This is a genomic window from Aeromonas sp. 61P (assembly GCF_051919545.1).
Lineage (GTDB): Bacteria > Pseudomonadota > Gammaproteobacteria > Enterobacterales > Aeromonadaceae > Aeromonas > Aeromonas veronii.
The window spans coordinates 2,931,653-2,947,875 of sequence record NZ_JBQBEL010000001.1 but is presented as its reverse complement, the minus strand read 5'-3'; the positions used below and the strand labels follow the sequence as shown (position 1 = coordinate 2,947,875).

The window sequence follows — 16,223 nt, the reverse complement described above, 5'->3', positions numbered from 1 at the left end:
AGCTTGGGAATATCCGCATTTTATGAGCTCAGCCCTGATCCACTCTGGTGTTTTCCCTGACATACTCACCCCGTTTCGGTATCATCAAGTGTCGCAGTGCGTATCTTTATCATTCATAAAAGAATGATTTTATGTCGCAATGCGTCACATATGAATGATTGATCACCCCAAAAAGATTGACAAGTCTTTTTGTGCGGAATTTTTTGTCTATCGACTCACCAGCATTAGCCACTAGCCGAGAATTCCTTGTATGTCAGAGCGTTATGAAGAAAAACCACAAGCAGCACAAAAAGACGGTGAGGTATCTTTTCTGACGGCGGGAATGGATACTTTGAGTGACCGTCTGGATGAGCTGCGCGGGAGCCTGAGCTACAAGGCATTTGCCGAACTGGTGGGGATGAGTGAGTCGGGGATGCGCAAATACTTCCCCCCGTTTAATTCACTGCCCACCATCGACAAGGCGCTGCGCATCGCGCGGACGTTCAATGTGAATCTGGAGTGGCTGGCCACCGGTCAGGGCCCGAAACACCCGGATGGAACGGCCGAGCAGATGGTGCAACGTGAGGAGTTTGATGAGGAGTACGCGCTGATCGATGGCTACCATGTCACCGTCAGTACCGGCCATGGTGCGTTTAATGATGATCATGAGGTTAAACGCAAGCTGGCCTTTCGCCGCAAGTGGCTCACGTTTCGCAAGTTAAACCCGGATAACCTGGTGGTGGTCTTCGCCAAAGGCGACAGCATGGAACCCACCATCCACTCTGGGGACTCTATCCTGGTCGATATCAGCAAGAATCAGATCGAAGACGGATCCATCTTCGTGTTGCGCCTGGGGGAAGAGCTCTACGCCAAGCGCCTGCAGAAAAACTTCGATGGCGGGATCACCATCATCAGCGACAACCGCGATGATTACCCCCTGCAGGTCGTTCCAGCCAACCAGCTGGAGAACCTGGCCGTGATCGGCAAGGTAGTCTGGGCAGGGCACGACTTTTTTTAACTGGTGGTGCTACAGACAGTCGCTTAAACCCGGATTTAAACCACTCGCTGTCACACAAAAGAAAAAACAGGCGGCCAGCCTGTTTTTCATTTTCAGTGCATCCCAATCGGCTGAGCGTACCAACTTTTCATTTTGCGCTTAAACGGCTTGGTTTAACCGCATCACGCCACAAGCCCCGCCATTCCTGAGTTTGTCCCGCCGTCTCCCACTTGTTTTCACCAGCTCCCGGTTTTTCATTCTTGGTGATGGGTTACACAAGGGGATACCAAGATTGCCAGTATTTCGGAACATGGCGGGCAAGATCAGGGCTGCCCGCTCAATCCCTTTGAGTTTGAGCAGTGCGAGCAGCAGACCGGGTAACAGAATAACCAGCGCCCCCGCCGCAATCAGCGGCAGATGCTCCGCCAGCACCAACGGATTCTTGACCAGCGCGGAGAAGACCAGCGCCGGGGTAAACAGCTCGATATTGGCCCGATTGACGTAACCGAGCGCGGCCCCCGGTCGCAATCGCCCATAGAGGGCACCGAGCCCGACCACACCGAACACCGGAATGACGATATTGAGCAAGGCGCTGAACATGGGCTGCGTCCGTTACAGTTCGCGGGCCGGTTTGCCCATCAGCACCACCGGATCCAGCGTCACTTCCAGTGCGCCGTTACTGACCCAGAGCTGACCATCGGAGATCGTGCAGGTGAGCTGCATGGTGCGCTCGACCATGGCGGTGAGCGGCAGAGTCTGGCTGTCGGAGAGTTCGATGATGCTGAGGTTGTCATGCTGGCTCAGCTTGCCCTGGTTCTGCTTCCACCAGACGCTGGTGCCACGACCGCCGTAGAGGTAGAGCACCACCTGACGAGCACGGTTACAGGCCTTTTTCAGCCGTTTTTCATCGGGTTGGCCCAGCTCGATCCAGAGCTCTATTTCGTCCGAGTAGTTCTTGCACCATAGCTCGGGTTCGTCATCGGCGCTCAATCCCTTGGTGAACTCCAGTCGCTCGGCAGCGTGCCAGGCAAAGGCCGCCAGCCGGATCATCATCCGCTCATCGGTTTCGGAGGGGTGGCGCGCCAGGGTGAGGGAGAAGTCCTGATACAGATTGCGATCCATATCAGACAAACTGATCTGGGCCTTGAATACGGTTGCCTTGAGAGCCATAGAAAACCTTGAACACCTGGATTAGAGAAGGGTGAGTGGGAAATACGGGCGCCAGTGTAATCAAAATCGGCGGCAGGTTCGACCATCCGGACCAAAGATTTCCCCTTCCCTGCCGGGATAAGTGCTTTAAAAGACACAAAAAACAAATGCCAGTCCGAAGACTGGCATTTGGCGGCATGAGAAGCGACTCACTTCTCGGCGGACTGTACCCCGAACGCGTTCAGCAGCATGCAACAGGTCACTGCCACCGCCACGAATCCGCTCAGAAAGATAAAGGGCATGGCCCCGTATCCCAGTACTGTCCAGATGGTGTGTTCAAGAAGACTCATTGTTGTGTCCTTCATCCGGTGAAAGGTGTGTTCCTTCTGGCGGATATTGGCTCCGCTCTTGATGCCTCCATTTGACCTCAATCAGCGGTTGGGTCCTATGCCACCAAGTGATAAATGCAGGGTTCATTTGCGCTGGATCAAGCTTTTTGGCCAAATATCCATGCAGTTCAAGCAATTACCACTGCCAATCAAGGATAGACACAAACACGGCAGAATAAAAAAACGCGCCGGATGGCGCGTTTCTTGGACAGCACAGGCAAGGGATCAGTTGTCGCACAGATCGCTTGGCATGTCCTGACGCAGGCGGGTCCACAGCTTGCCGGACTCGATACCGTACTGACGCACCGTCATGAACACGGCTTCGTGGTTCTTGGTCTCCGCCAGATTGAGCAGGGTCTTGTAGTAGGCATCTGCGGTCTCGCGGGCCTGCTTGTCGGAGAAGTAATAGCTGCCAACCCGACTGTACAACCCTTTGAAACCGTTCAGGATCAGGGCGTAGATCGGATTACCGGAAGCAAACGCCAGCTGGTGGTGCAGGCGATAATCGAACTCGGCATAAGCCTGTGCGTTGTTCTCGACCCCATCGGCGCCACGCAGGATCTCGGCGGCCTGTTCCGGATTGTGACGGATCGCCCCGCGGATAAAGATGGTGCAGATATGGGTACGGGCTGAGAGCAACTGAGCTATCAGATCAGGAACCTTGTCCTGATCCAGACGGGCCAACGTCTCCAGAATATTGAGGCCGGAGGTTTCCCAGAAATTGTTCACCTTGGTCGGCTTGCCATGCTGGATGGTCAACCAGCCATCACGGGCCAGCCGCTGCAGCACTTCGCGCAAGGTAGTCCGCGTCACCCCGATCAACTCGGATAATTCACGCTCGGCGGGCAGAATAGATCCGGGAGGAAAGCGATTGTTCCAGATGGACTCGATGATGTATTCCTCGGCAAACCCAGCTGGGCTCTGCGCTTTTATAACCATGAATTGACTCTGTTGTAATGCGTAAAAAGGCTGACGAATGATATCAAAGCGATGATGGCTGGCAAGCATAAGGTCAGTCCTCTGCTCACATATGGCAAATATAGTGTCGGGAATATGTATCTAATCGCCACGAGGAAGCCGGCCAACCCCGACAAGGTGGTTATAAAACAGACAGATGGGCAGAGATCCATCGGCTATCATTTATAATCGTCACGCTTTTTGATTAAAATCACGAGGAATCAGACAGATAAAGGCCAACATCCGGAGGCACAGGTCGAATCATCCTTGACTGCATAGAAGCAGATCCTAACAACAAAGTTGAGACCCATTATCATGCCAATAAGCCTAGGGCAGGCATTCGCCAAGAACTTCTTGGGCAATGCGCCACAGTGGTACAAAAACGCCATTTTGCTATTTCTGGTGATCAATCCGATCGCCTTCCACCTTGATCCTTTCATTGCAGGCTGGTTACTGGTCGTTGAATTTATCTTCACCCTGGCCATGGCCCTCAAGTGCTACCCCCTGCAACCGGGCGGTCTGCTCGCGATCGAAGCCGTGTTGATCGGCATGACCTCCGCCGATCAGGTCAAGCACGAGCTGGTCGCCAATATCGAAGTGCTGCTGCTGCTGGTGTTCATGGTGGCAGGCATCTATTTCATGAAGCAGTTGCTACTCTATGTCTTCACCAAGCTGCTGATCGGCGTTCGCTCCAAGATCCTGCTCTCCCTCTCCTTCTGTCTGGTCTCCGCCTTCCTGTCGGCTTTTCTCGATGCACTGACGGTCATTGCCGTGGTAATCAGCGTTGCCACCGGTTTCTATGCCATCTATCACAAGGTCTCGTCCGGCAAGGAGTTTGGTCACAGCCATGACCATACCGATGATAAGGAAGTCGCCGAGCTCAATCGCCAGGATCTCGACGATTTTCGGGCCTTCCTGCGCAGCCTGATGATGCATGCCGCCATCGGTACCGCGCTGGGTGGTGTCTGCACCCTGGTGGGCGAGCCGCAAAACCTCATCATCGGCGAGCAAGCCAGCTGGAACTTCGCCGAATTTGCCATTCGCATGTCACCCGTCACCGTCCCCGTCTTTATCTGCGGTCTGCTGACCTGCGTGCTGGTAGAGCAGTTCCGCTGGTTTGGCTATGGTGCCCGCCTGCCGGACACGGTGCGCGCCATCATGGAGGAGTACAACCGCTACGAAGAGGCAAAACGCAGCCCGCAAGACAAGGCCAAGCTGATCGTTCAGGCATTGATTGCGGTCTGGCTGATCGTCGGTCTGGCCATGCACCTGGCTGCCGTTGGTCTGATTGGCCTCTCGGTCATCGTGCTGGCCACCTCCCTGACCGGGATCACCGAGGAGCACTCGCTGGGTAAAGCCTTCCAGGAGGCACTCCCCTTCACCGCCCTGCTGGCGGTCTTCTTCAGCGTAGTCGCCGTCATCATCGATCAGCAGCTGTTCAAGCCGGTGATCCAGCTGGTACTGGCAGCCAAACCGGAGAACCAGCTGGCCCTCTTCTATCTGGCCAACGGGGTGCTCTCCATGGTCAGTGACAACGTCTTTGTCGGCACCGTCTACATCAATGAGGTGAAGACGGCCATGCTCAATGGTGCCATCGACCGCGCCCAGTTCGATCTGCTGGCGGTAGCCATCAATACAGGTACCAATCTGCCGTCAGTCGCCACCCCCAATGGTCAGGCCGCCTTCCTGTTTATGCTCACCTCGGCATTGGCGCCGCTGCTGCGTCTCTCCTATGGCCGCATGGTCTGGATGGCGCTGCCCTACACCCTGGTGCTGGGGCTGATCGGCTTTTTCTCTGTCGAATTGCTGCTTGGTCCTGCCACCGAGTGGTTCTATCAGCACGGATGGCTGGTGATGGAGAGTACGCTGCCAGCGGTACAGCCAGCGCTGCATTAATCCATTGATATGGTTTCCGAGGGCCCTTTCAGGGCCCTTTTCTTTTCGGTTCCGCTCTGCTCTAATTCAGCCACTGTTTTTTCTGAGAGATCAATGAGATGATCGAGTTTCTCCGCCGTATTGCCGCCCATCGGCTGGCTTGGGGCCTGTTGGCAGCATCAGCCCTGTTCCTCGAGTTGTGCGCCCTCTTCTTCCAGCATGTGCTGGGCCTCTCCCCGTGCGTGATGTGTGTTTACGAACGGTTGGCGACCCTGGGTGTGCTGGCCGCCGGCCTGCTCGGCATGGTGGCGCCGGATAAGTGGTATGTTCGCTGGAGTGCCATGTTGCTGTGGGGCTACAGTGCCTTCCGCGGCTTCCAGCTGGCCCTCAAGCATGTGGACTATCAGGTTAACCCCTCCCCGTTCAACGTCTGCAGCCCGTTTGCCGACTTCCCGAGCTGGGCTCCGCTCGATCAGTGGCTCCCCTGGCTCTTTATGCCGGAAGGGGATTGTGCCCAGATCACCTGGCAGTTCCTCGGTTACTCCATGCCCCAGTGGCTGGTCGTCATCTTCGCCGCTTACCTGCTGGTCTTCACCGTGGTGGCCATCGGCAATCTGGTGAAAGGGCGCTGCTGCAACTGAGTGTCATGCCCGCGTGAAGATAAAAAGGGGGAGCCATTATGGCTCCCCCTTCTCGTTCTGGTTGACCGTATTTCTGATTATGCCTTGGCTGTACTCATCTTGGCCTTGACCGCGCCAATTACCATGGGCAACAGGGAGATACCGATGATGCCGAAGATCAGCAGGGTAAAGTTGTGACGCACCACCGGCAGATTGCCAAAGAAGTGACCGGCATAAACGAAGGAGAGTACCCACAGCAGGCCGCCAACCAGGTTGAACGCCAGGAAGCGCGGATAGGTCATGGCCCCCATCCCTGCCACGAACGGCGCAAAGGTACGCACGATGGGCAGGAAGCGGGTGATGATGATGGTCTTGCCGCCATGCTTGGCGTAGAAAGCATGGGTCTTCTCCAGATAGTCGCGGCGGAAGATTTTGGAGTCCGGGTTGCGGAACAGCTGCTCGCCGAAGAAGTGACCAATGGTGTAGTTGACCACGTTGCCCAGCACGGCAGCGATGATCAGCACGGCCGCCAGGGTATGGACGTCCAGCACGCTGCCCACGGTAAGCGCACCGGCGGCAAACAGCAGGGAGTCACCCGGCAGGAACGGCGTCACTACCAAGCCGGTTTCACAGAAGATGATCAGAAACAGGATGGCGTAAACCCAGACGCCATAGTTCTCGAACAGCTCTTTCAAATGCACGTCTACGTGCAGAATAAAGTCGATTGCAAAGAGGATCAGATCCATTTTTTCCATACCCATAAAGTGAACGGCGTGGAGTCTACGCCAATGCCATCCGGGCGACAATCACCGGGCCTGCCTCTTTTTCATCCTGCAGTGCCCACCTTCAAATGAAACCGTTTTTCCGCTTCCTTCGAGGGTGGGATCACAAAGAGAGATGCCGAGCACCGTGTTGAAAAGGTGAACTAGGAGGCCTGTTCCAGCTCGCTGCGCACTGCAGGGGCAGACAACGCTCCCAACCCCATAGCAACACCAGCAGCAGGGTCACATCATCGAACCAACCCAGCAAGGGCACCACGTCAGGGATAAGATCCACCGGACTGATGCCATAGAGCAGGATAAGGATCACCAGCCCCCTCGCCCACCAGGGGGTACCGGGATGGCGAAAGCCCTGATAGAGACGACGCAGTCGTTGCCAAATTAGCCAGCGTTTGCGGCTCATGATTCGATCAACTCGCTGCGCAACCGCTGGATCTGATCCCGCAGTGCCGCCGCCTGTTCGAACTCCAGATCCCGGGCATGCTGGAACATCTGCTCCTCCATCCGCTTGATCTCTTTGGCAATCTCGCTGGCAGAGCGGACATGGTACTCCCCTTGCAGCTCGGCCGCCTTGCGCATCCCCTTGCCAGGTTTGCCTGCCGTGCGGCTGCCTCCCATGTCCATCACATCGCCAATGGACTTGTTGAGCCCTTTGGGGGTGATCCCATGCTTGAGGTTATGGGCATGCTGCACGGCGCGGCGCCGCTCGGTCTCCTCAATGGCTACCTTCATCGAGTTGGTGATGGTATCGCCGTAGAGAATGACCTTGCCGTTGAGGTTACGCGCCGCCCGGCCGATGGTCTGGATCAGCGAGCGGGTCGAACGCAGGAAGCCCTCTTTATCTGCATCCAGAATCGCCACCAGCGACACCTCCGGCATGTCGAGACCTTCCCGCAACAGGTTGATGCCCACCAGCACATCGAACTTGCCAAGGCGCAGATCGCGGATGATCTCCACCCGTTCGACCGTGTCGATATCGGAGTGGAGATAGCGCACCTTGACGTCGTGCTCCGCCAGATACTCGGTCAAGTCTTCCGCCATCCGCTTGGTCAGGGTAGTAACCAGCACCCGTTCCTCGACGGCGACCCGCTTGCGGATCTCGGAGAGCAGATCGTCCACCTGCGTGGTCACAGGACGCACCTCGATCTCCGGATCGAGCAAGCCGGTTGGGCGCACCACCTGCTGCACCACATCGCCGCCGGACTTCTCCAGCTCGTAGGGGCCGGGAGTCGCCGAGACAAATACCGTCTGCGGCATCAGCGCTTCAAATTCGTCGAACTTGAGCGGCCGGTTGTCTAGCGCAGAGGGGAGCCGGAAGCCGTACTCCACCAGAGTCTTTGCGGGAGCGGTCCCCTTTGAACATGGCGCCGATCTGCGGCACCGTGACGTGGGACTCGTCGATGATGAGCAGACCGTCCCCCGGCAGGTAGTCAAACAGGGTCGGCGGCGGCTCCCCCGGCGCACGGCCGGAGAGGTAGCGGCTGTAGTTCTCGATACCGGAGCAGTAACCCAGCTCCTGCATCATCTCCATGTCGAACTGGGTACGCTGGCTGATGCGCTGCTCTTCAACCAGCTTGTTGAGGGACAACAGCTGCTCGCGGCGACTGCGCAGCTCCTCCTTGATATGCTCGATAGCCCCCAGAATGGTCTCCCGCGGGGTTGCGTAGTGGGTCTTGGGGTAGATGGTATAGCGCACCACCGTCTGCTCGATGGCGCCGGTCAGCGGGTCGAACTGGGAGAGGCGCTCCACCTCTTCATCAAACAGCTCTACCCGCAGGGCCAGCTTGTCCGATTCGGCGGGGTAGATGTCGATCACTTCACCGCGCACCCGGAAGGTGCCGCGTTGAAACGCCATGTCGTTGCGGGTGTACTGCAGCTCGGCGAGGCGACGCAGGATATCCCGCTGGTTGATCACATCCCCCACTTTCAAGTGCAACATCATGCTCAGATAAGCCTGGGGATCCCCCAAACCATAGATGGCCGACACCGAAGCAACGATCACCACGTCGCGCCGCTCCAGCAGCGCCTTGGTGGCCGACAATCGCATCTGCTCGATGTGATCGTTGATCGAGGCATCCTTCTCTATAAAGGTGTCGGTGGTCGGCACATAGGCTTCGGGCTGGTAATAGTCGTAGTAGGAGACGAAATACTCCACCGCGTTGTCGGGGAAGAACTCCTTCATCTCACCATAGAGCTGGGCGGCCAGGGTCTTGTTGGGAGCCAGGATCATGGTCGGGCGGTTCAGGGTGGCGATGACGTTGGCCATGGTGAAGGTCTTGCCCGAACCGGTCACCCCGAGCAGGGTCTGGTGGGCCAGCCCCGACTCGATGCCATCCAGCAGTTGGGCAATCGCCGTGGGCTGATCCCCGGCGGGTTGAAACTGGCTGGCTAACTTGAACAATTTGCTCATGAACACTCCCGACACAAAACAGCAGAGGAGCAGTGTAACCGAGGGTTTGGCAGCGGTACACCCGTGCCATCATCCCGCGAATGGCTTGACCACCTCGGACACCTTCTGTATGATGCTCCTCCTTGCCTGATGTTCCCCCGTAGTTCAGTCGGTAGAACGGCGGACTGTTAATCCGTATGTCACTGGTTCAAGTCCAGTCGGGGGAGCCAATTCCTCACCATCTCGGTGCAAGTTATCCACTTTAGTGCCCTCTCCTGCCAATTTTAATGCACAAGATCCTTCTTGCTGCTGACGCTCCCTTTTGTTACCCGTTCCGGCTCGACAGAGTTTTCTCCTGTTGCACCTAACTATTTGATTTTTATACAAACATTTTTCTTCCGGTATTTTTTGAACAGCCCTTGCATCCCAGTACTGGCGCGGCTTTCAGGGCGATAAACAAGTTTCATAAACAGGGTTATCCACAGATTCTGTGGGTAAGTGCAGCAAGCCCTGTCAGGACGCGGGATTGCCCTTGATGGCCCCCGGCGAAGAGTCATTTTGCTGGCCAACCTGATTTTATGCTGTTTTTTGCCCCCTCAGGAACAGCGGGGTGACAGGCTCTATTGGCACTTTTCAGAGGTATCTTTTTGCCAACCCTTTCCCTGTGGGCGAACGGGCAAATATCAAGCTGACTTGCCCCTCAGCCAACCATGGCGGCCATCGGTTGAATCTGCTGAAACTGATCCCCGCCAAGCGGCCGGACAGCAGAATCTAAAATATCGGCCTGCGCCAGAGCACTTCGGTCGCTGGCAGCAGATTTCACTAATTGACAACGGCGGTTACAGCAAAAATTTCCAGATTTCATCCGCTTGTCTCCCTATCACGCCGCCGGTTCCACAAATAGCGTCCGATAACGTCCGATTAATCGCTCCCTTGCGCTTCTTTATTGGGGATAGATCCGGCACAATATCGGCCCCACTTTTTTCCTCGGTTTTTCCGGGCATGACCATAGACTTTGTGACACTGCTACATCAAAGCGACTCCCTGCTGCTCTTCGTGGTGCTGGCTTTTGGCCTGCTGCTTGGCAAGGTACGGATTGGCAACTTTCAGATTGGCAACACCATAGGTGTGCTGTTTACCGCCCTGCTGTTTGGCCAGATGGGCTTCGAGTTTACTGCCACCACAGAAAACGTCGGCTTTATGCTGTTCATCTTCTGTGTGGGGATCGAGGCGGGCCCCCACTTCTTCAGCGTCTTCCTGCGCGACGGCATCCACTACATCACCCTGACCCTGGTGATCTTGCTGACCGCCCTGCTGCTGACGGTGGGGCTGGCCAAGTTCTTCAATCTGGGGCCGGGCATGGCCGCGGGGATCTTGGCGGGTTCCCTCACCTCCACGCCTGCGTTGGTGGGTGCTCAGGATGCCTTGCGCAGCGGCCTGCTCAACCTGCCCCATCAGACCGACATGCAGGCGGTGCTCGACAACATGGGCATCGGCTACGCCCTGACCTATCTGGTCGGTCTGGTCGGTCTGATGCTGGTGGTGCGCTACCTCCCCTCGCTGGCCCGCCTCGACCTCAATACCGAGGCACAAAAAATCGCCCGCGAGCGGGGTCTCTCCGACAGCGAGAGTCGCAAGACCTATCTGCCCATCATCCGCGCCTATCGGGTCGGCCCCGAGCTGGCAGCCTGGATCGGTGGTCGTACCCTGCGGGAGACCGGCATCTATCCCCATACCGGCTGCTATGTAGAGCGGATCCGCCGCAACGGCATTCTGGCCAGTCCAGATGGCGATGCCGTCATTCAGGAAGGGGACGAGATCGCTCTGGTGGGCTATCCCGAGAGCCACGAGAAGCTGGACGTCAACTATCGCAACGGTAAAGAGGTGTTTGATCGCAACCTGCTCGACCTGCAGATCGTCACCGAAGAGATCGTGGTAAAGAACGACTCCGTGGTGGGTCGCCATCTGGTGGAGCTCAACCTCACCGAGAAAGGGTGCTTCCTCAACCGGGTAGTGCGCTCCCAGATCGAGATGCCGTTCGATCGCAACATCATGCTGCAAAAAGGCGACGTGTTGCAGATCAGTGGCGAGAAGCAGCGGGTCAAACTGCTGGCCAACAAGATCGGCTTTATCAGCATCCACAGCCAGACCACGGATCTGGTGGCCTTCACCACCTTCTTCGTACTCGGCCTGCTGATCGGCTCCGTTTCGCTGGTGTTCGGTCAGATCGAATTCGGTCTCGGCAACGCCGTCGGCCTGCTGCTGGCAGGCATTCTGATGGGTTACCTGCGGGCCAACCACCCGACGGTCGGCTATGTGCCGCCCGGCGCGCTCAGATTGGCCAAGGATCTCGGTCTGGCGGTCTTTATGGTGAGCACGGGCCTGAAAGCCGGTGGCGGCATCCTCGACCACCTCAGCGAGGTGGGTACGGTAGTGCTCTTCTCCGGCATGCTGGTGACCACCTTGCCGGTGCTGGTAGGCTATCTGTTCGGGGTCTGGGTGCTCAAGATGAACCCGGCGCTGCTGCTCGGGGCCATCACCGGTGCCCGTACCTGCGCACCGGCGATGGATGTGGTCAACGAGGCCGCCAACAGCTCCATTCCGGCGCTCGGCTATGCCGGTACCTATGCGGTGGCCAACGTGATGCTGACCCTGGCGGGCTCCTTTATCATCGGCTTCTGGTTCTAGCCAGTACCATCACATTACCGCTAACAAAGAAGGGAGCCTCAGGCTCCCTTCTTGCTATCTACTCCGCTATAGAGATGTAGAGCAGCCTTATGGGGGTGATAACATGCCCCCACCATCTGCGCTGAAATCTGCCACCAACCCACTCCCCCTATTCCACAATGGTCGATGCTCTGCTCTGCTCTGCTCTGCTCTGCTCTGCTCTGCTCTGCTCTGCTCTGCAATGAGTTATGGCAGGTCCCGAAGACAAAAAAAGCGCCCTGAGGCGCTTTTTTCATATCAACCGGATGATCAAGCTTTGAACTTGCTGAACACCAGGGAGGCGTTGGTACCGCCAAAGCCGAAGCTGTTGGACATGACGGTGTTGAGTTCGGCCGCTTCGTACTCACGCACGATGGGCAGACCTTCAGCCTTCTCGTCCAGGGTCTCGATGTTGATGCTGGGGGCGATAAAGCCGTGTTCCATCATCAGCAGGGAGTAGACAGCCTCGTGCACGCCCGCAGCGCCCAGCGCATGGCCGGTCATCGCCTTGGTGGCAGAGATCTTGGGACCGTTGGCGCCAAACAGAGTCTGGATAGCTTCCAGCTCTTTGGTATCACCCACCGGAGTGGAGGTGCCGTGAGTGTTGATGTAATCGACCTTGCCCACACCCTGCATCGCCATCTTCATGCAACGCACCGCACCTTCACCGCTCGGCGCGACCATGTCGTAGCCATCGGAGGTAGCACCGTAACCGGTCAGCTCGGCATAGATGTGAGCGCCACGGGCCAGCGCATGTTCCAGTTCTTCGATCACCAGAATGCCGCCGCCACCGGAGATAACGAAACCGTCGCGGTTCGCATCATAGGTACGGGACGCTTTTTCTGGCGTGTCGTTGTACTTGGTGGAGAGGGCGCCCATGGCGTCAAACTGGATGGTAGAGGACCAGTCCAGCTCTTCACCGCCACCTGCGAAGACCACATCCTGTTTGCCAAGCTGGATCAGCTCAAGCGCGTGACCGATGCAGTGCGCAGAGGTGGCGCAAGCTGAGCTGATGGAGTAGTTGACACCCTTGATCTGGAACGGGGTCGCGAGACAAGCAGAGGTGGTGGAAGACATGGTGCGCGGCACCATGTAAGGGCCCACACGCTTGACCCCTTTCTCACGGGCGATGTCCACAGATTCCGAGGTGTTCTTGCCGGAGGCACCACCTGAACCGACCACCAAGCCGGTACGCTCGTTGGAGACCTGATCTTCCGCCAGACCAGCATCTTCAATGGCCTGCTGCATGGAGAGGTAGGCGTAGGCCGCAGCGTCGCCCATGAAACGCATGACTTTACGGTCGATCAGTTCAGACGGATCGAGTTTGATGTTACCCCAGACACGGCTGCGCAGGTTGTGCTGCTCGAACTGCTCGGAATAGGTGATGCCGGATTTACCTGCTTTCAGGGAGGCCAGCACTTCTTCCTTGTTGTTGCCGATACTGGAGATGACGCCGATACCGGTGATCACTGCTCTTCTCATTAATTCATCTCGTCTGGAAAAACTGGCGCCAAGTCTACCCGCTTTCAGCTGCCAAACTGGTCTGCTTTCACGTAGAATGCCCGCGATTTTGTGACGCGAGCCGAGGAAAACGTGAGTCAAACATCCTTACATCATGCCCGATTGGACTGGAATGAAGCGGGAACTCCTGTCTCCAGTGACTTCGGGGATGTGTACTTTTCCAATGATAACGGTCTAAGTGAAACCCGCTACGTCTTTTTGCAGCAAAACCGGCTACCTGCGCGATTTTCGCACCACGATAGTGACAGTTTCGTGATAGGTGAAACAGGTTTCGGCACAGGTCTTAACTTTCTGGCGACAATGCAAGCCTTCCTGGAACAGGCGCCCCAATCCGGCAACGGCTCCCGTCTGCACTTCATCAGTTTCGAGAAATACCCCCTGACCCAAGACGATCTGCGCAAAGCGCTGGCCGCCTGGCCTGAACTTGGCCACTTGAGTCAGGATCTTGTCGCCCAGTGGCCGCTGCCGGTCTCCGGCTGCCACCGTCTGCATTTTGCGGGTGGCCGCATTCGCCTCGATCTCTGGTTTGGCGACATCAAGGATATGCTGCCGCAGGTGCCTCACCGGGCAGAAGGTCTGGTGGATGCCTGGTATCTGGATGGTTTCTCCCCGGCCAAGAACCCGGAGATGTGGACACAGGATCTGTTTGATGGTCTCGCTCGCCTCGCCCGTCCCGATTGCTCCATCGCCACCTTTACCTGTGCCGGTTTTGTCCGTCGCGGCCTGATTGCCGCCGGTTTTGCCATGAAGAAGGTGAAGGGCCACGGTAGCAAGCGGGAGATGCTGGTGGGGGATCGCACCGACAAGCAGCCGCAGCAGACCATCGCCCCCTGGTATGCCCGTCCTGCCGGACGCGCTGGCGAGGTGGTGATCATCGGCGGCGGCATCGCCTCGGCCATGACGGCGCTCTCTCTGGTGGAGCGGGGTCGCAAGGTGACGTTGCTGTGTGCAGATGGCGAACCGGCCACCGGCGCCTCGGGCAACCGCCAAGGAGCCCTCTATCCACTGCTTAACGGCGAGCACGATGCCCTGTCACGCTTCTATTCCCTCGCCTTTGGCTATGCCCGCCAACGGCTGCTGGCGTTGGCCGAACACCACCCCATCGCTTTTGCACTGTGCGGGGTAACCCAGCTCGGTTATGACGACAAATCGGCAGCCAAGCTGGCCAAGATGAGTCAGGGCCCCTTCCCGTCCGAACTGATGCAACCCCTATCGACAGCGGAAGTAGAACAAGTAGTCGGCCTGCCCTGCGGCCACAGCGGCGTCGGTTATCCGCTGGGAGGCTGGCTCTGTCCGGCCGATCTCACCCGAGCCGCCCTGAAAGAGGCGCAAGCCAGCGGCCTGCTGCAGGTGGAATACCACACCCAAGTGGTCACCATAGCCGAGCAGACCGATGCTTGGCACATAGAGAGCCAGGACGGCCGCCACTGGCAGGCCCCCAATCTGGTGGTCGCTGCCGGTCACCAGTTGCCAGCACTGCTCCCTTTTGCCGAGCTGCCGCTCTATCCGGTGCGCGGTCAGGTGAGTCATGTGCCAACCTCAGCCAGCTTGAGTCAGCTCAACACGGTGCTCTGCTACGATGGCTACCTCACACCTATGCACAACGCTCAACACTGTATTGGTGCCAGCTATGGCCGTAACCAGAGCAGCCTTGAGTTTCGTGCCGAGGAGCAAATCCAGAATCAGGTGCGGTTACAAGCCTGCCTGCCGGAGCAAACCTGGCCCGCCGAAGTGGATGTGAGCGGCAACGAGGCGCGCGTAGGGGTGCGTTGTGCCAGTCGGGATCACCTGCCGGTGGTGGGGCCAGTGGCCAGATTGCAAGGTCTGGCGGATCACTATGCGCAGCTGCAGCATGATCAGCACAACGCCCAGCCGCTCCCCCTTCACCCCGGCCTCTATGTGCTGGGGGCGCTCGGCTCGCGGGGCCTCTGCTCGGCGCCGCTCTGTGGTGAGCTGCTCGCCAGCGAGATCTGCGGCGATCCCCTGCCGCTGGCCGCCGATCTGCTGGAAGCGCTCCACCCAGCCCGTTACTGGGTGCGCAAACTGCTCAAAGGCAAGGCGCTGGTCTGAACCGGACTCTGTAAGCAAATAGAATGGCCGCCCATCGGGCGGCCATTCTATTTATCAAATCGTGCGATGCTGGATATTGCGTCTTGAGATAGCGCTCACTTGGGCCAGTGCACCCCGAGCTGTTCGCCGTAACCTGTCTGACGCTGGAATCCGTCGAGCCGTCCCTTGATCTTGTTCAGCTCGCCACTGCCTGCTGCCCACGCGGCATAGCGCAGCGCCTGGCAATCTGCATGGCTCGGTAACGCCGCAATCGCACCGCCCACCTGATTGGCCCCTTGCAGCACCATCTCCTTGAAGCGGGATTCGTAGTCAAACATGCTGGAGAGCAGCCGCCCCCAGCGCTGGCGGGCAGGATCGCTACTGTTCGCGCTCTGACGCCAGCGGGGCAGCAACACAGTGGCGTTGGTGGTCACCGTCACCCGGTTGAGCTGGCAGCGACCCGGCAACTGCTCGGTATCCAGCTGCCAGTCCACTTGATAACTCGCCTTGCCGAGTACGGGCTTGCCATTCACCTTGGGAGCACTCTGGGCAATCGCCCGGGCAAGCTGCTCCGGACTGGTTGCATTGACCTCATAAAAACGGACATTGATGCGGGACTCTGGCACCACTTGCGGCCGGCTCGGCTGAGCCTGACTCATCAGGGGCAACAGCAACAACCCGACCCCCACTACTCCATAAACCTTGCTGACCATGCCAGACTACCTTCCTTGATTGCACGGGCGGAGTACCAACCTTGGTGAACCCCACCGCCACACAGATGACGGGTATAGCCTATGTGTGACGACGAGGCGG

At 57.7% G+C, this 16,223-nt stretch carries 13 protein-coding genes, 1 tRNA gene and 2 pseudogenes; 6 read left to right on the top strand and 10 right to left on the bottom strand.

Going from position 1 to position 16,223, the window contains the following annotated elements; all coding sequences use genetic code 11:
• The first annotated feature begins 250 nt into the window (after window positions 1-250).
• Window positions 251-997 (top strand): LexA family transcriptional regulator, encoded by a 747-nt coding sequence (locus tag ACTG2O_RS13905; RefSeq protein ID WP_080768693.1) that lies wholly within the window; start codon window positions 251-253, stop codon window positions 995-997.
• 255 nt (window positions 998-1,252) lie between these two features.
• On the opposite strand, the pseudogene ACTG2O_RS13900 reads toward ACTG2O_RS13905, so the two are convergent.
• The 4 genes and pseudogenes from ACTG2O_RS13900 to fadR all read right to left on the bottom strand — a co-directional run.
• Window positions 1,253-1,576: pseudogene (locus ACTG2O_RS13900) on the bottom strand (AEC family transporter); the annotation flags it as partial.
• A 12-nt stretch (window positions 1,577-1,588) separates the two neighbouring features.
• Window positions 1,589-2,146 carry a YaeQ family protein gene (locus ACTG2O_RS13895; protein ID WP_005336887.1) on the bottom strand — a complete coding sequence of 186 codons (558 nt, stop codon included), beginning with the start codon at window positions 2,144-2,146 and terminating at the stop codon, window positions 1,589-1,591.
• A gap of 188 nt (window positions 2,147-2,334) precedes the next feature.
• The gene (locus ACTG2O_RS13890; RefSeq protein WP_005345965.1) at window positions 2,335-2,475 is read right to left on the bottom strand and encodes a TIGR02808 family protein; all 141 of its coding nucleotides are present in this window, start codon (window positions 2,473-2,475) and stop codon (window positions 2,335-2,337) included.
• Between the two features lie 264 nt (window positions 2,476-2,739).
• The gene (fadR, locus tag ACTG2O_RS13885; protein WP_026034983.1) at window positions 2,740-3,453 is read right to left on the bottom strand and encodes a fatty acid metabolism transcriptional regulator FadR; all 714 of its coding nucleotides are present in this window, start codon (window positions 3,451-3,453) and stop codon (window positions 2,740-2,742) included.
• A gap of 333 nt (window positions 3,454-3,786) precedes the next feature.
• Here fadR and nhaB point away from each other — a divergent pair, with 333 nt between their 5' ends.
• Both nhaB and dsbB read left to right on the top strand, forming a co-directional pair.
• Entirely contained in the window at window positions 3,787-5,367 is a 1,581-nt protein-coding gene (nhaB, locus tag ACTG2O_RS13880; RefSeq protein ID WP_439976082.1) for a Na(+)/H(+) antiporter NhaB, read from the top strand.
• A gap of 98 nt (window positions 5,368-5,465) precedes the next feature.
• Window positions 5,466-5,987: a disulfide bond formation protein DsbB gene (gene dsbB, locus ACTG2O_RS13875; RefSeq protein ID WP_139429851.1), complete on the top strand. Its 522-nt coding sequence runs from the start codon at window positions 5,466-5,468 to the stop codon at window positions 5,985-5,987.
• Between the two features lie 77 nt (window positions 5,988-6,064).
• Here dsbB and ACTG2O_RS13870 read toward each other — a convergent pair whose 3' ends face one another.
• The 3 genes and pseudogenes from ACTG2O_RS13870 to uvrB all read right to left on the bottom strand — a co-directional run bounded on the left by ACTG2O_RS13870 (window position 6,065) and on the right by uvrB (window position 9,155).
• Window positions 6,065-6,712, bottom strand: coding sequence for a DedA family protein (locus tag ACTG2O_RS13870; protein ID WP_041202713.1), 648 nt, complete (start codon window positions 6,710-6,712; stop codon window positions 6,065-6,067).
• A 139-nt stretch (window positions 6,713-6,851) separates the two neighbouring features.
• A complete protein-coding gene (locus ACTG2O_RS13865; RefSeq protein WP_439976080.1) occupies window positions 6,852-7,148 on the bottom strand; it encodes a YkvA family protein in 297 nt (98 codons plus the stop codon).
• Window positions 7,145-9,155, bottom strand: a pseudogene (gene uvrB, locus ACTG2O_RS13860) (excinuclease ABC subunit UvrB). The gene ACTG2O_RS13865 and the pseudogene uvrB overlap by 4 nt, the downstream one beginning before the upstream one ends.
• A 133-nt stretch (window positions 9,156-9,288) precedes the next feature.
• On the opposite strand from uvrB, the gene ACTG2O_RS13855 reads away from it, so the two are divergent.
• Window positions 9,289-9,364 (top strand) — tRNA-Asn (locus ACTG2O_RS13855).
• A 470-nt stretch (window positions 9,365-9,834) separates the two neighbouring features.
• On the opposite strand, the gene ACTG2O_RS13850 is transcribed toward ACTG2O_RS13855, so the two are convergent.
• Entirely contained in the window at window positions 9,835-9,999 is a 165-nt protein-coding gene (locus ACTG2O_RS13850; protein ID WP_162506372.1) for a hypothetical protein, read from the bottom strand.
• Window positions 10,000-10,136: 137 nt separating this feature from the next.
• On the opposite strand from ACTG2O_RS13850, the gene ACTG2O_RS13845 reads away from it, so the two are divergent.
• Entirely contained in the window at window positions 10,137-11,822 is a 1,686-nt protein-coding gene (locus ACTG2O_RS13845; RefSeq protein WP_019445829.1) for an aspartate:alanine antiporter, read from the top strand.
• A 288-nt stretch (window positions 11,823-12,110) separates the two neighbouring features.
• On the opposite strand, the gene fabB is transcribed toward ACTG2O_RS13845, so the two are convergent.
• Window positions 12,111-13,322 carry a beta-ketoacyl-ACP synthase I gene (gene fabB, locus ACTG2O_RS13840; RefSeq protein ID WP_005336905.1) on the bottom strand — a complete coding sequence of 404 codons (1,212 nt, stop codon included), beginning with the start codon at window positions 13,320-13,322 and terminating at the stop codon, window positions 12,111-12,113.
• A 90-nt stretch (window positions 13,323-13,412) separates the two neighbouring features.
• Between fabB and mnmC the strand changes: the two genes are divergently transcribed.
• A complete protein-coding gene (mnmC, locus tag ACTG2O_RS13835; RefSeq protein WP_330124635.1) occupies window positions 13,413-15,431 on the top strand; it encodes a bifunctional tRNA (5-methylaminomethyl-2-thiouridine)(34)-methyltransferase MnmD/FAD-dependent 5-carboxymethylaminomethyl-2-thiouridine(34) oxidoreductase MnmC in 2,019 nt (672 codons plus the stop codon).
• Window positions 15,432-15,526: 95 nt separating this feature from the next.
• On the opposite strand, the gene ACTG2O_RS13830 is transcribed toward mnmC, so the two are convergent.
• The gene (locus ACTG2O_RS13830) at window positions 15,527-16,123 is read right to left on the bottom strand and encodes a DUF922 domain-containing protein (protein WP_439976078.1); all 597 of its coding nucleotides are present in this window, start codon (window positions 16,121-16,123) and stop codon (window positions 15,527-15,529) included.
• Window positions 16,124-16,223: the final 100 nt, after the last annotated feature.

What these genes read in the sequence shown, in the direction of transcription:
- ACTG2O_RS13905 (WP_080768693.1), top strand. Translation starts at nt 251, where the DNA reads ATGTCAGAGCGTTATGAAGAAAAACCACAAGCAGCACAAAAAGACGGT.
- nhaB (WP_439976082.1), top strand. Translation starts at nt 3,787, where the DNA reads ATGCCAATAAGCCTAGGGCAGGCATTCGCCAAGAACTTCTTGGGCAAT.
- dsbB (WP_139429851.1), top strand. Translation starts at nt 5,466, where the DNA reads ATGATCGAGTTTCTCCGCCGTATTGCCGCCCATCGGCTGGCTTGGGGC.
- fabB (WP_005336905.1), bottom strand. Translation starts at nt 13,322, where the DNA reads ATGAGAAGAGCAGTGATCACCGGTATCGGCGTCATCTCCAGTATCGGC.
- ACTG2O_RS13830 (WP_439976078.1), bottom strand. Translation starts at nt 16,123, where the DNA reads ATGGTCAGCAAGGTTTATGGAGTAGTGGGGGTCGGGTTGTTGCTGTTG.
- ACTG2O_RS13895 (WP_005336887.1), bottom strand. Translation starts at nt 2,146, where the DNA reads ATGGCTCTCAAGGCAACCGTATTCAAGGCCCAGATCAGTTTGTCTGAT.
- ACTG2O_RS13865 (WP_439976080.1), bottom strand. Translation starts at nt 7,148, where the DNA reads ATGAGCCGCAAACGCTGGCTAATTTGGCAACGACTGCGTCGTCTCTAT.
- ACTG2O_RS13870 (WP_041202713.1), bottom strand. Translation starts at nt 6,712, where the DNA reads ATGGATCTGATCCTCTTTGCAATCGACTTTATTCTGCACGTAGACGTG.
- fadR (WP_026034983.1), bottom strand. Translation starts at nt 3,453, where the DNA reads ATGGTTATAAAAGCGCAGAGCCCAGCTGGGTTTGCCGAGGAATACATC.
- ACTG2O_RS13845 (WP_019445829.1), top strand. Translation starts at nt 10,137, where the DNA reads ATGACCATAGACTTTGTGACACTGCTACATCAAAGCGACTCCCTGCTG.
- ACTG2O_RS13850 (WP_162506372.1), bottom strand. Translation starts at nt 9,999, where the DNA reads ATGAAATCTGGAAATTTTTGCTGTAACCGCCGTTGTCAATTAGTGAAA.
- ACTG2O_RS13890 (WP_005345965.1), bottom strand. Translation starts at nt 2,475, where the DNA reads ATGAGTCTTCTTGAACACACCATCTGGACAGTACTGGGATACGGGGCC.